The organism is Candidatus Micrarchaeia archaeon, assembly GCA_041653315.1.
Classification (GTDB): Archaea; Micrarchaeota; Micrarchaeia; order Anstonellales; family JAHKLY01; genus JAHKLY01.
The window spans coordinates 43,655-57,716 of sequence record JBAZFO010000001.1; the positions used below are offsets into that span (position 1 = coordinate 43,655).

Annotated in this window: 14 protein-coding genes, 2 tRNA genes, 1 other RNA gene and 1 pseudogene; 8 read left to right on the plus strand and 10 right to left on the minus strand. The window is 27.1% G+C overall.

Annotated elements, in window-relative coordinates; translation table 11 throughout:
• Positions 1 to 101: 101 nt before the first annotated feature.
• From proS to rpl7ae, 5 genes and pseudogenes are all read right to left on the minus strand, one after another.
• Positions 102 to 1,547 (minus strand): proline--tRNA ligase, encoded by a 1,446-nt coding sequence (gene proS / locus WC356_00220; GenBank protein ID MFA5381567.1) that lies wholly within the window; start codon positions 1,545 to 1,547, stop codon positions 102 to 104.
• Positions 1,548 to 1,602: 55 nt separating this feature from the next.
• The gene (gene ndk / locus WC356_00225) at positions 1,603 to 2,088 is read right to left on the minus strand and encodes a nucleoside-diphosphate kinase (protein ID MFA5381568.1); all 486 of its coding nucleotides are present in this window, start codon (positions 2,086 to 2,088) and stop codon (positions 1,603 to 1,605) included.
• A 6-nt stretch (positions 2,089 to 2,094) separates the two neighbouring features.
• Positions 2,095 to 2,343, minus strand: a complete 249-nt coding sequence (locus WC356_00230; protein MFA5381569.1) for a 50S ribosomal protein L24e — start codon at positions 2,341 to 2,343, stop codon at positions 2,095 to 2,097.
• A gap of 11 nt (positions 2,344 to 2,354) precedes the next feature.
• Entirely contained in the window at positions 2,355 to 2,573 is a 219-nt protein-coding gene (locus tag WC356_00235; GenBank protein ID MFA5381570.1) for a 30S ribosomal protein S28e, read from the minus strand.
• A gap of 161 nt (positions 2,574 to 2,734) precedes the next feature.
• Positions 2,735 to 3,079, minus strand: a pseudogene (rpl7ae, locus tag WC356_00240) (50S ribosomal protein L7Ae).
• Between the two features lie 142 nt (positions 3,080 to 3,221).
• Here rpl7ae and WC356_00245 point away from each other — a divergent pair.
• The 4 genes from WC356_00245 (at position 3,222) to WC356_00260 (ending at position 5,673) form a co-directional block, all read left to right on the plus strand.
• The gene (locus WC356_00245) at positions 3,222 to 3,929 is read left to right on the plus strand and encodes an NOP5/NOP56 family protein (GenBank protein ID MFA5381571.1); all 708 of its coding nucleotides are present in this window, start codon (positions 3,222 to 3,224) and stop codon (positions 3,927 to 3,929) included.
• A gap of 9 nt (positions 3,930 to 3,938) precedes the next feature.
• Complete coding sequence (locus WC356_00250) at positions 3,939 to 4,589, plus strand: metallophosphoesterase (GenBank protein ID MFA5381572.1); 651 nt, start codon at positions 3,939 to 3,941, stop codon at positions 4,587 to 4,589.
• A 37-nt stretch (positions 4,590 to 4,626) separates the two neighbouring features.
• Positions 4,627 to 4,766: transfer RNA gene (locus WC356_00255), tRNA-Pro, on the plus strand.
• Between the two features lie 22 nt (positions 4,767 to 4,788).
• A complete protein-coding gene (locus WC356_00260; protein MFA5381573.1) occupies positions 4,789 to 5,673 on the plus strand; it encodes a tRNA-dihydrouridine synthase family protein in 885 nt (294 codons plus the stop codon).
• Here WC356_00260 and WC356_00265 read toward each other — a convergent pair.
• Positions 5,638 to 6,603, minus strand: coding sequence for a replication factor C small subunit (locus tag WC356_00265; GenBank protein MFA5381574.1), 966 nt, complete (start codon positions 6,601 to 6,603; stop codon positions 5,638 to 5,640). The genes WC356_00260 and WC356_00265 overlap by 36 nt on opposite strands.
• Positions 6,604 to 6,691: 88 nt before the next feature.
• On the opposite strand from WC356_00265, the gene ileS reads away from it, so the two are divergent.
• Positions 6,692 to 9,706, plus strand: coding sequence for an isoleucine--tRNA ligase (ileS, locus tag WC356_00270; protein ID MFA5381575.1), 3,015 nt, complete (start codon positions 6,692 to 6,694; stop codon positions 9,704 to 9,706).
• Here ileS and WC356_00275 read toward each other — a convergent pair.
• A complete protein-coding gene (locus WC356_00275; GenBank protein ID MFA5381576.1) occupies positions 9,703 to 9,888 on the minus strand; it encodes a hypothetical protein in 186 nt (61 codons plus the stop codon). The two genes, ileS and WC356_00275, sit on opposite strands and share 4 nt — an antisense overlap.
• An 80-nt stretch (positions 9,889 to 9,968) precedes the next feature.
• On the opposite strand from WC356_00275, the gene rnpB reads away from it, so the two are divergent.
• Positions 9,969 to 10,172: RNase P RNA component (rnpB, locus tag WC356_00280), an RNA gene on the plus strand.
• Positions 10,173 to 10,207: 35 nt separating this feature from the next.
• Here the strand turns inward: rnpB and WC356_00285 are convergent.
• Complete coding sequence (locus WC356_00285) at positions 10,208 to 10,576, minus strand: hypothetical protein (protein ID MFA5381577.1); 369 nt, start codon at positions 10,574 to 10,576, stop codon at positions 10,208 to 10,210.
• Between the two features lie 68 nt (positions 10,577 to 10,644).
• Positions 10,645 to 10,857 carry a DUF1922 domain-containing protein gene (locus WC356_00290; GenBank protein MFA5381578.1) on the minus strand — a complete coding sequence of 71 codons (213 nt, stop codon included), beginning with the start codon at positions 10,855 to 10,857 and terminating at the stop codon, positions 10,645 to 10,647.
• Positions 10,858 to 11,029: 172 nt separating this feature from the next.
• Between WC356_00290 and WC356_00295 the strand changes: the two genes are divergently transcribed.
• Together WC356_00295 and WC356_00300 are read left to right on the plus strand one after the other, a co-directional pair.
• A tRNA-Met gene (locus tag WC356_00295) sits at positions 11,030 to 11,258 on the plus strand.
• A 29-nt stretch (positions 11,259 to 11,287) separates the two neighbouring features.
• Positions 11,288 to 11,635, plus strand: a complete 348-nt coding sequence (locus WC356_00300; GenBank protein ID MFA5381579.1) for a hypothetical protein — start codon at positions 11,288 to 11,290, stop codon at positions 11,633 to 11,635.
• Between the two features lie 2 nt (positions 11,636 to 11,637).
• Here WC356_00300 and WC356_00305 read toward each other — a convergent pair whose 3' ends face one another.
• Positions 11,638 to 14,034, minus strand: coding sequence for a hypothetical protein (locus WC356_00305; GenBank protein ID MFA5381580.1), 2,397 nt, complete (start codon positions 14,032 to 14,034; stop codon positions 11,638 to 11,640).
• Between the last annotated feature and the right edge of the window lie 28 nt (positions 14,035 to 14,062).

The following is a 14,062-nucleotide window of genomic DNA, read 5'->3' on the forward strand; positions in this document are numbered from 1 at the left end:
CGAATACACTTTTTTCTTTTTTAAGAAAAAAGAAAAACCTGTACTAAAAAGAAAAAACAGGAAATGAGAATCCGGGTGGGACTATTTTCTTTTTATAAAAATTAGTATTGTTTAGCAATATAAACAATGTGTTTAGCCTGTTTTCCACAATAAATACATTTATCATCTTTATCTGGTTTTTCAGGATTAATAAATTTTATACCGCGCACATCACCAGAAGTTTCTGCTTTTATATTATCTGCACAATCTCTGCCTTTCATATCAATTGAACAAAATGGCGCTCTTACAAAACCGCCTTTATTAAGCGCTGTTTTTAATTCATCCATTGTTTTAGCATCATGAATTATATCTTTAAAATTATCATTAGCTTCGTTTCTTAATTGCTCTGTAATTTCAATTGCTTTTAATTTTATAAAAGTTTTAACTTTAACAAGATCTATTAATTGTTTTTCTTTAGAAGTTCTTAATGAAACTGTAATTTTATTGTCTTGAACTTCTTTTCCACCTATTTCAAATCTTAATGGAACCCCTTTCATTTCCCATTCATTAAATTTAAAACCAGGAGTATTATTAGAATCATCAATTTCAATTCTATAAGATTTTTCTAAAGATTTTTTCAATTTATTGCAGTATTTTAATACTTGAACTTTATTTTCCTCTTTGTAAATAGGAACAATAATAATCTGAATAGGCGCTAATTTAAATGGAAATCTTAATCCTTTATCATCACCCAAACATGAAATTAAAGAAGCATACATTCTTGAAATCGCAGGTCCATAGCAGGTCTGCCAAACATATTCTTTTTCTCCTTTTTCATTTTGAAAACTAATATCAAAAGGTTTTGAAAAATGCTGGCCTAATAAATGTGTTGAAGGCTGTTGTATAACTTTACCATCAGGCATTAAAGTATCTGCTGCATAAGTATTAACTGCTCCTGCAAATTTATCCCATTCTGGTCTTTGAAAACCAATAAATGGAACACAAAATTCTTCATGCAACATTTTTTCAGTTGTATCCATATCTTCTTTTACTTGTTTAATTGCTTCTTTTTTTGTTGCAAAACAATTGTGTGCTTCAATCCAAAAGAATTCTCTACTTCTAATAAAGGGCCTTGTAGCTTTTGTTTCATGTCTATATACAGAACCCCTTTGATAAATTTTTAAAGGCAAATTAACTAATCCTTGTATCCATAAGGAATACATTTTATACATTGCTGTTTCGCTTGTGGGTCGTAAAGCTAATTTTTCTTCTAATTTTTCTCCTTTCCCATGTTCAGTTACCCAAAATACTTCTGGTGTAAAACCTTCTACATGTGAGGATTCTAAAAGAAAATTAGATTCTGGAATTACAATAGGAAACCATGAAGGCTTATGTCCTTTTTTTTGCAATTCTTTTTCATAAATATTATACATTATTTCCATAGTCATTACTGACCAAGGCATAAATACCACAAATCCTTTAACATTATATCTTACATCTGCTAATTCTGCTTTTTGAATAATCTCCGTATACCATTCTGAAAAATTCTCATTTTTTTTATTATCCATAAAATAACCTATTTAATATATTAAAAAAAGAAATAAAAAGGTTTAGTAAAAGAAGTTAAAGCTCTTCATCACCATAAAGTCTTTTCTTAATTGTTCTTTTCCACTGAATTAATTCTTCTTCTTTAAAAAATAAATTTATTTCCCTTTCTGCTGAAACTTTTGAATCGCTTGCATGTATTAATGTATTAACTTTACTCATTGAAAAATCTCCTCTTATTGTTCCTGGTAGTGCATCTCTAGAATTTGTAGGGCCTATTAATCTTCTTACAACTTCAATTGCATCTTTACCTTCTAATATTGCTACAATCACTGGACCGCTTGTTATATAATCAACTAAAATACTAAAAAAAGGTTTATCTTTATGCTCTTGATAATGTTTTTCACCAAATTCTTTTGAAATCCAGACCATTTTCATTCCAACTAATTTCAAACCTTTATCTTCAAATCTATTTAAAATTAATCCAACCAAATGCCTTTCTAATGCATCTGGTTTGAAAATAATCAAAGTTCTTTCAAAAGAGTTGGATTCAATATTTATCATAAAGATTTACCTCTGTGATTTCTTTCTCATTGGTCTCTTAGTTTTTTCTTTAGTTTCTTTTTTAACTTCTTCTTTTAATTCTGCTTTTGCATCTCTAACATGTTTAGTCCATGGAGTTTTTTTATTTTTTCTTTTAAGTACTAATAAATTTTTCTTGCATTTTTGTGTACAAAATTGTAAAGCTTTACCATCTTTTTTAACGTAGATAAATCCAGTTCCTCTATCTATTTCTTCACCACAAAAACTACATCTCATTTTTATCTACCTCATCTTGTTTTAATTCTCTTAGCTTCTCTTTCAGTTTCAAGTAAAACCATTATATCCCCTACTTTAACTGGTCCTTTGATATTTCTTCTTAAAATTCTATTTTTATCTTTGCCTTCAAGAATTTTGCATAATATTTGATTTATTTCTCCGTGAATACCTGTTTTTTTTGCTTCAACTTGAACAACTTCTGCTTTTGTTCCTTCATTTTCATCAGCCATATTAATTCACCTTATTCTTTTGATTCTTCTTTAGCTTCTTCTGCTTTCTTTGGTTTTTCTTTAGGGGTCTTATCTTTTTTTTGCTCTGCTTTTTTTGGTTTTTCTTTGGAAGTCTTATCAACAGGTTTATCTTCAGCTACTTTTGTTGTTTTTTTCTTTTCTTTATCTAAAATATCTCTTAATAACTCTGATGCATTTCCAGCATTTTGAATTGCTGCTGCTGCACAACCAACTGAAATACCAATTGCATTTCCTAATTCTTGTTTTGTAGTTATAAACTCATATGCAATTCCTTTTTCAACACATAAAGAAGGGATATGAACTACAATCTCTGGTGGAGTTACATCTCCTGCAATTACTACTAATTGTGCATTTCCTTTTTCAATACTCTTTGTTACTTCATTTGCTCCTTTTTTTACAACACCAGTATCTTTAGCTATAGTTAATATTTCTAATACTTTAGCTGCAACTTCTGGTGAAGTCTCTTTATTTATATATGCCATAATTTATACACCTCACATATTTCTATGTTTCATCGGCTAATGAAACAAAACTAGTAATATGTTATTGTCTAGTCTCATTTATAAACTTTTTGGGTAGTTTCAAAACAAGCAAACCAATTTAAAGTATATCATACATATTTAATTTATGGTAATAGATAGAGAAAGTGCTCTAAGGAAAGCAAGAGAAAATCTTAAAGAAGCACTTAAAGAAAAAGATTTTATTATAATTAATGCAGTTAATACTACTGAAGACTTAATTAAAATAATAAACATGATGTTTGAAAGACTAGAAGAATGGAATAAACTTTTTTATCCTGAATTTAAGGCAAAGAGTATCGAACTTTATTGTACAAGTATTTTAGAAGGTGGATTACCAAATAATATTATTGAAATTACAAAAGAAGATAAAAGACAATTAATTAATATTGCTAAAGAAATTTTAGAAGTAATAAAATTAAAAAATAACCTTGAACAGTATACTAATGAAGTAACAAAAAATATTGCACCAAACGTTTCTTATTTAATAGGCCCAGAATTAACTGCAAAGTTAATTGCATCTGTAGGTGGTTTAAAAAAATTAGGTGTAGTCCCAGCAAGCACAGTTCAAGTTTTGGGTGCGGAAAAAGCATTATTCAAACATTTAAAAACAGGAAGTAAACCACCAAAACATGGATTAATATTTCAATTTGCAGCAGTAGGAAAAGCGCCAAAGAAAAAAAGAGGAAAAATAGCAAGAACTGTAGCTTCTAAAATTGTAATAGCTGCAAGAGCAGATTCATTTACTAAAAATTTCATTGCTGAAAAATTAAAAGAAGACATGGAAATTAAAATAAATAAAATACTTAGATCTTAAGGTGCTTAAATGAAAATTCTTGCATTGGCTGATTTACATTCTGAAGAGATGATACTTACTCTTTTAGAAAAACATCTTAAAAATAACAAGTATGATATAATTACTATTTCTGGAGATATTACTAATTTTGGACCTGTTTCTTATGTTGAAGATTTAATAAAAATTTTAAAAAATGAAAAAGTATTTGCAGTATTAGGAAATTGTGATCCCCTAGAAATTAAGAAAATTTTAGGAAAGTATTGTATTGAAAACAAAACTGAAACTTTTAATAATTATAATATAACTGGGATTGGAGGAAGTATTAAACATAATTCATATTTTCAAAATCAACCTGGAGTAAAAACAGAAAAAGAATTTGAAAATGAGATAAATAAATTAAATATTAATAATAAAACAATATTTATCTCACATTCCCCTCCATTAAATATTTTAGATCAAACTTTTGATTTTTTACATATTGGAATTAATGCTTTTAATAAAATGATTGAAGAAAAACAACCTTTACTATTTATTTGCGGACATGTTCATGAAGAATGTGATTTTAAAAAAATAGGGAATACAACAGTAATTAATTTACCTCCTGCTAAAAAGTTAAAAGCAGGAGTTATAAACATAGATGAACAAACAAATAAAATAAAAATAGAATTTATTGATTTATGATAGTTTTATAAATAAAACATAATAAAAACTTTATATTGGGGGAGTAGGTTAACCTGGTATGCTGCCAGCTTTGGGAGCTGGTGATCCGTGTAAATCCTTTTTTCTTTTAGAAAAAGAAAAAAGTCTTTATCCAAAAAAGAAAATTTGATTTCGGAAATTCAAATCACGGCTCCCCCATTTTAATATTAAAAATGATTATATGAATAAACTAATTTTAGGTTCAATGGAAAATTATACAGATATTAGTTTTAGACTTCTATGTCAAAAATATGGAGCAAATTTAACAATCACTGAAATGACTTCTCCAATCGCAATTGCTAGAGAAAATCCAAGGTCATTAAATAGAATATACATTCCAAAACAAGAAAAAAACGGATATATTCAATTAATGGGAACAGCGAATAAGGAAATATTCAAAGGAATCTCAAAAACAGTAGAATTAATAGAAACTGGAGAAAATAATTCAAAAGGAATAGATTTTAATTTTGGATGCCCATCTAAGAATATAAATGAAAATAAAGCAGGATCATATTTATTAAAATATCCAAAAACTATTAAAAAAATAATTAATAATGCGTCAAAAATATGTCCATACTCTATTTCTTGTAAATTAAGATTAGGATATGAAAAAGAAGAAGAAATATTTAATATCTTAAAAGAAATAAATGATTGTGAATTAAATTTTATAATAATACATAGCAGAACAAAAGCACAAGGATACTCTGGAAAAGCAAATTGGGATATTTTAGAAAAAATAAGGGATAAAGCAAATTTTCCAGTTTATGGAAATGGAGATATTAACTCTTATACTGAAGCACAAGAAAAATTTAAACAAGGATGGAAGGGAATAAGTATAGCTAGAAGTGCAAGAGGCAATCCAGGAATATTTTCTAATATAAATCCAAATAAAAAACAATTTTTAGAATATTTAAAATTAGCAAAAAAATTTAATTGTTTAGAATTACAAAAAGCAAAAATACATTTAATGTGTTTTGAAACAAATAAACAAAAAAAGTTGAAAATTTCAAAAATAAAAACTATTGAAGAATTACTTAGATTTACCAATGAGCATTATTTGAGCTAATAATGCTTCTAATTGAATTCTTTCATTCGCTCCTTCAACAATTCTAAAATTGAATTCTCCAATTTTATCAATTAATCTAATTTTATTTTCTTCTGATATTTCTAAATTTGGAACTTCTTTATAAATTTGAAGCAAAACATCTTCTCCACTCATTCCATACTCTATCATCAAATTATCTAATTTTTTTCTTGATTCAATAAAATTTGCTTTTAAACAAAATTCAATCATATCTAAAATTTCTTTAGGCCTTGCTCTGCTACTTATTTTATATATTAATTCTTCTGTTATTTTATTAGTCTGTAATGCAGCACCTTGTAATGCATTAACTGATTTTCTCATATCTCCATTTGAAATATATATTAAAGCATTTGACGAGGATTTATCAATTTTTAAATTCTCTTTATTTGCAATATTAATTATCATTTTTTCAATATCTTCATTTGATAAATATGTAAATCTAAAAACAGAACATCTGCTTTGTAAGGGTTCAATAATTTTAGATGAGTAGTTGCAACTTAAAATAAATCTAGTTATCCCAGCATATAATTCCATGGTTCTTCTTAATGCGTGTTGTGCATCTGGAGTCAATGAATCTGCTTCATCTAAAAAAATGATTTTAAATGGTGCGCCAGATAATGCAATTTGTTTAGCAAATTCTTTTATTTGTCCCCTTACAACCTCAATTCCTCTAGTATCAGATGCATTTAATTCTAAAACACAAGATTTGTAATCATCACCAAATAATTCTTTTGCTAAAGCTAAAACAGCAGTTGTTTTTCCTATTCCTGGTGGGCCTGCAAATAATAAATTAGGCATATTCTTTTGTTTAACAAATGCTTTCAAAGTATTAATTATTTCAGTATGGCCAATTATATCATCTAATTTACTAGGCCTATATTTTTCTGTCCAAGGTAAAAGTTCATTAACCATATAATCACAACACAATAAATTAAAGATACAATTATTTAAATACATTACCCCCCATTAAAGAAATAATAAGACTAATTGAGGTACTAATATGCAAGATATCATAAAAATTGAAGAAGAAATGCTTAAGTTCTGGGAAAAGAAAAAGATATTGGAAAAAGTGAATAAAAAAAATGAAAATGGAGAAAATTTTTATTTTTGCGATGGCCCTCCCTACGCAACTGGTGAATTACATCCAGGTGCTGTTTGGAATAAAACACTAAAAGATATGGTTTGCAGATATCAAAGAGCAATAGGAAAAAATGTAAGGGCACAAGCAGGTTATGATACTCATGGTTTGCCTATTGAAGTAAAAGTAGAAAAAGAAATAGGATCAAAAACAAAAAAAGATATTGAAGAATATGGAACAGTTAAATTCATTGAAAAATGTAAAGAATTTGCAACAAAATATGTTGGAGTTATGGGAGATCAATTTAGAAGAGTAGGAATTTGGATGGATTTTGATAATCCGTATTTAACATATAAAAATGAATTTATTGAATCCACATGGGAAACAATAAAAAAAGCTGATGAAAAAGGATTATTATCAAGAGGGGTTTATGTTTTACCATACTGCTCAAGATGTGCAACTACTTTAGCAAATTATGAATTAGAATATGGTGAACAAAAAGATCCTAGTATTTTTGTTAAAATGCGATCAGTTGAAGATGAAAATTTATATTATATAATATGGACTACAACTCCTTGGACTTTAGTATCAAATATCGCAATAATGGTTCATCCAACATATACATATATTAAAGTTAAAATAGGAAATGAAACCTGGGTGGTTGCAAAAGAAGCATTGGATAGAGTAATAAAGCATACAGATGACTCACCTGTTATTTTAGAAGAGATGAGTGGAAAAAAATTAGAAGGAAAAAAATATATTCATCCATTAAAAGATAAAATTAATCATGATATTGAAAGAAGAATTGTTTTATCAGATGAATTTGTTACTTTAGAAGAAGGCTCTGGTTTAGTTCATTGCGCACCAGGACATGGACCAGAAGATTTTTTAATTGGAAAAAGATTTGATTTAGAAATTTATTCACCAGTTAATGAAAAAGGAGAATTTATAACTAGTGAATATAAAGGAAAACCAGTTAGAGAAACAAATAGAGATATTATAAAAGATTTAGAAAAAATTGGTGCATTAATTTATGAAAAAGAAATTGAACATAGATACCCCCACTGCTGGAGATGTAAAACTCCATTGATATTTTTAACTACAGATCAATGGTTCATAAATATCAGTAAAGTTAGAGAAAAAATGCTTGAAGAAATTGACAAAGTTAATTGGTATCCTAAATTTGCAAGAACTAGATTTAAAGATTTTGTATCTATTGCTCCTGATTGGTGTATATCAAGACAAAGATTTTGGGGTATCCCAATACCTATATGGATATGTGAAAAATGTGGAGAGAAAAAAATTATAGGTTCAGCATCAGAACTTCCAGAAAAAGTTAAAGATCTACATAAACCACAAATGGATAAAATTAAATTTAAATGCAAATGCGGGGGAGAAATGAAAAGAGTTGAAGATGTATTAGATGTATGGATGGATTCAGGAAACGTAATTTGGGCATCTTTAACAGAAGACGAAAGAAAAATTTACAAAAAAACTCAATTTATAGTTGAAGGTAAAGATCAAACAAGAGGTTGGTTTTATTCATTATTGGGATCTGGAATTATCAAATGGGATGAAGCACCTTATGAAAAAGTAATGATGCATGGTTTTTTTGTAAGTGAAACAGGAGAAAAAATGAGTAAAAGTGTTGGTAATTTTGTTCCATTTAATGATATGATATCAAAATATGGGGCAGACACATTTAGATTATGGGGATTAAATTGTAATGTTGCTGAAGATATTAAATTTAATTGGAATGATATGAAAGAGGCATTTAGTACTTTGAATATCATTTATAATATTGGAACTTTTTTACAAAGATTTGATTCAAAAAAAGAAATTAATGAAATTGATCTGGAAATAGAAGATAAATGGATTATATCACGATTAAATTCAACTATTAAAGAAACAACTGAATTAATGGATAATTATGAACTACACACTGCTACAAGAATATTAAGAACTTTCATAACTGAAGATATAAGCAGATTTTATATGAAAATACTAAAGAAAAGGATGAGTGAAGAAGTTCATGCTGATGAAGCATTATCAACTTTATATGAAGTATATTTTGAAACTTTAAAAATGCTTATGATAATTGCTCCATTTTCATCTGAAAAAATATACCAAGATGTATATAAAAAAGATAAAAAAGAGGAATCTTTAGCTTTATTTGACTGGCCCTCATTTGATATAACAAAAATAGATAAATTATTAGAAAATGGGATGACAATAGCAGATGAAATAACTTCTGCTTCGATAAATGCAAGACAAAAAGCAAATATAAAATTAAGGTGGCCGTTAGAAAAAATAATTTTTAATACTAAATCAACTGAAGCTGAAAAAACAATAGATAAATTATCAAGAATAATTGAATGGCTTGCAAATGTTAAAACAATTGAAAAAAATGTGGAGATTAAATCAGAATATAAAGTAGAAATCAAAGAAGGTAAAATAAAAAAATTGTATCGTGCAAGCGGATTAGATGAAAAGATTATCCAAATTTTAAAAAATGAAAACCCAGAAAAATTACAAGAAACGTTAGGAAGAAAAAAGAAATATATTGGTGATGGTTTTGAACTTCAACCAGAAGTAATTGAAATAGAAGAGAAAGCAAAAGATTATGAAATTACATTAGTTGAAAAAGGAAAAGTATATTTATATACAAAAATAAATGAAGAATTATTTGAAGAAGCAATGTTAAGAGAAATTGCAAGGAGAATACAGCAATTAAGAAAAGAAGAAAAACTTGTTGAAAGTGATGAAATAAATATTTTCTTTAAAGGTTCTAAAAAATTAACTGAAATAATTAATAAATATAAGGAAATCCTAATGAAACAAACTAATGCAATTAATATTACTGAAAAAGAATTAGTAAAAATTCCAGAAGTAAATATTGAAGAAGAGAAAATAAAAATAGAAATAAAAAAAGTTTAATCTGCTTGGAATTCTTTTCTCTTTTTTACACTTCCCCAGCAATCTTTACAAATTAATCTTCTTACTCCAGATTTATCTTTTCTAGATGATTTAACACATTCATTACAAATTTTCTTTTCGCAATAATCGCATTTTTCTACCTTATGTACTAGTGCACTACATCTTTCACAACGCATATTCATAAAAATCCCTCTTAAATTATTAAGTATTAATCATGTATCAAAATATTTTTAAAGGCAAGGCATTATAAAAGTTAGTATGAAGTGGTGGATGAGCAGCTTACCCCAGAGGGAGGAAATTCTGCCCATCATTTTGGCTGTGAAGTCTTAAGGACAAATCAGGAACAGAAACGATACCTTTGCAAAAAGGATGAAACGCGCCTGTGCGCAGTCGTATAGTGATGCAAGCCTTTTAGGCGCTTAGTCGAATGCTGCTTAAAACAGAAGGCAGATTACTATCCACTGCTTTTATTTTTTAAATAAAATTAAAAAAAGAGAAAAATTATAAATCTGCATAAAAACATAACCAAGAGCTATCCACTTCTGTTGGTTCTGTAGCATAATAACTTGTTTTTTTATTATATACCAATAATATTCCTGCAGAATCATATCCTGCATAATATACATAATCTCTTGGCATATCACATTCATCTTCGACTAAAGATATATCATATGCTATATCAACAACTGCTGTTCCTTCTTTATAAGCTATAAATTTTTTCTCTGTATCAACATAGTGACCTTCACATGCCATTGAAATTAATGTTTCAACTAACAGAGTTGCAGTTATAAAATCTCTTGGTTTTATAGTTTTACTTTTATCAAAAGGCAATCTGCCAATTTCTTTAGTAAATATTTCACTAAATTTCATATAAACACCTCTTTTATACTAATTATATAAATTTTTGTGTTTATAAATGTTTCTATGGGCATTTTCGATTATTTATTTTTATCTTTTTCCCATTCTTTTTCTTTTAGCTTTCTAACTATGTAAGAAGCTTCCTGCGGGTTATCTACTTCTCCATATCTAATAATACTCTTATCATTTAAAGTCGTTGTTTTAGCGCACATTTTGCATTTTAAGCGCTGTTTAGAAGTAGTCGCTTGTATTGTTCCACATTTTGGACATTTTAATATTAGGTATTTTCCCATATATTTCAAATAATATTCAAACCAAGCCTTTTTATTAATTTATACACAGAAATATTATACTTTTCTTTTGGGAGAATAAAGGTTCTTTCTTTCGCAAGCCTTTTCTTTCTTCCAAGATATCAAGCTTTGCTTGATAATTGTGAAGCAAAGCTTCACAAGAAAGAAAAGCTTTGCCGAGGTAACTCAGTTTGGTCAGAGTGCCAGACTCATAAGCACAGCTTTATGAGTAATGAGCTGAAAAGCAATGATATAAATAGGTGTGAAAACACTAAACTGAGAAATCTGGAAGTCGCGAGTGGCCCCTTTTCTTTGTAAAGAAAAGACCCCAGGGTTCAAAAGAAACACCTGAAATGGCTAGCGAATTCAAATCCAGATTACTGGTGAAAATCTCGCTCTCGGCATTTTTTTATCTGAATAAAAGGGAAATTAAATGGGAATTCAAACTGAATACAACCCTGATTTGGCATTACGAAATTTTGATGAATTTAAAAAAGGAAATAGAGAAATAGAGGAATGTATACCAGAAAATATAGAAGTTGAAAAAATTTATAATTTCTTAAAAAAAGGACAAAGAAATTATTGGATAGAAGGCGAAATTCCACTTTTAGAAACAAAAGGAAATGCACAACTTTCAAAACCATTAGCAAGTATTATTATTTTAGAAGCTACACATTTTCTTTTAAATGATGAACCTTGGACTAAAGGAAAATACAAAGTTATTGAAATTTTTGATAAAAATGATAATAAAATTCATTTCAATGGTTTTGAGAAAATATAATTTTATTCAAAACCAGGTAATAATTGACGCATACTAAATCTATTTTTTATTAATTTAAAATTTGTTTCAGTCAAAATATAATTTGTTGGCGCATTTATAAATTTTCTATATTCTTCTCCTAAATTTATATCTTCTCCGTCAATCTGAATATTTACTCTTTTTAAAATATTATAAAATTCTTTAGTAAAACAAGTATTAAACATCATTTCAATTTCTTTAAATGTTTCAGAATTATCTAATTCTGGTCTTTCAATTCCTTGCCAGGTAGAAAGGATTATTAAAACATCTTCTGGTTTTATGCCTTTATATTGGTCTAATATCTTTTCATTTAATTTATCCCCGGAATTTAGTTTTCTTCTGCATTTAGATTCTATTAAAATTTCTCTTATTTCGTCTTCCTTTTTTAAAACAACTTTAAAATCTGGATGTAATTCATCATTTACTCTTTTAGAAGATCCATTTCCATTTGTTGAAACTGTTTTTTTATTATATAAAAATTCAATATTTTTTGGAAAATAATCGATAATAGAATAATCTGGAAATTTATGTTTTATTACCTCTTTTATTCCTGCTAAAATAAATGTTTCAGCAGCATATCCAGTCATATGTCTTGCTCTTTTAAGATCTGGGCCAATATATTTATAAGAATATTTTCTTTCTATTTCTCTTTTTCTTTCCTCTGTAAATGGTCCTTTTTTATATTCTTCTTCAATTATATCTTCTAATATTTTTTTAACAGCTTGAGTATATTGCACTTCATTTGCTTCTCCATATGTCCTTCTAATTAAATTATAAATTTCATGTCCTGTATATATTTCACCTTCAAATTCAAGCTCCCTTTCATCTGACCAACATTCTAGAACATTTAATCTATTTCCAATATCAATATAATATTTGAATAATTTTCTAACTTTCGTTTTCATTTCGTTATAAGGTAAAATATCAGATATAACATCAAAAGCAATTGAAGGAAGTTCTTTACTAGAATAAACAATAGTTTTTCCTTTCATATATAAAACTTCAGAAATATCTTCTAATTTTATTTTTCCTTCTGCAAATTCTTTGAAAAAATGAGTTTTCCCATCTTTTGTTAAAATTTTTATAAAAATATTTTTTTCAGAATAAACAGCTTGGTTTGAGGGATTTAACAATAAATTTATTCTTGGCATATTCGGCATATTTATTTCATCAAATTCAAAAAATCCTTTTTTAGATACTCTTATAATATCCTGCTTAAGCATAGATATAACTTTTTCTGCTTTTCTTTGATCTTTATACTGTGTCTTTAAAAATTCAAATACTTTATCTAAAATTAATGCTGTTGTTTGTTTCCCACATTCTTTTGATTGTTTTAATAAATAAATGGTGTATGCAAATTTTGCTCTTGCACTTTCAGTAGGCAAATTGGTTTCTTTATTAGTATTAAGATTAAAAAATATTTTTTTATGTTTAATAAAACAGTCTTGAACAATATAATCTAAATTATCTTGTCCTTTTTCTTTTATCAAATAGTCTACATAAGATAATTCTTGTAATATTGCATTCACATAATCCTCCTGTATGTTTTCTCTCCTTTGAATATGTCTTTTTTTTCTTGAAATTGCATCTAACTCTAATATTTGATTATAAATATATGGATGATATGAGATATTCGCTCTTTGTCTTCCAGCTAATTCTTTACATTTTACTTTTTTATGTTCTATCTTACCTTTTTTTTCATCAAATATTAATCTTCCTTTTGAAATATATTTTGTATCAATGACATTTGGGGCTAATTCAAATAATCTTTGCATTAAAAATGGAAAAATCATTTGTGCTTGTTCATTAGATATATTGCATTCAAGGTCTTTAAACCTATTTTTAACTCCTTCTTTCCATTGATTTTCAAAATATATATCTATTTGATCTTCATTTCCTTCTTCATAAATTCTATTTACTGCTTTTTGGTCAAATAATTTAGAACCTGTTTTTTCTAAACTGACTTCCATTAAAAGTTTTTCTTTTAATGTTTTTGTTTTTTTATCATAAGTCAAATGAGTTATTATTAAAAAATTGCTGTCTTCAAATTTTGATGAATCCCAATTTATTGGTGTCTTATAATCTTCAAAAAAGAGTATTTTATGATTAACTCCATTAATACAATTTAAATTCAATTCAAATTCTTCATATGCTTTTTTTAAATCATCATTTATTTCAACAAGAGAATCTATTGGTAAATCAGCTTCTTTTGAATCTATTAAACCAAAATTACTAAATATTTTTCTTTTTCTTCTTCTTAAAGGCAAAGTATCTTCTAATTTAACATCCTTAGAAAAAAATACCTCTCCAGTCTTTTTTTCATTAATTGAAATATGATTTTTACCGTTACTCCCCCCATTATGTATAACACAAAAAGACATGATAAATTAATTGGTAAGTAAAGTATTT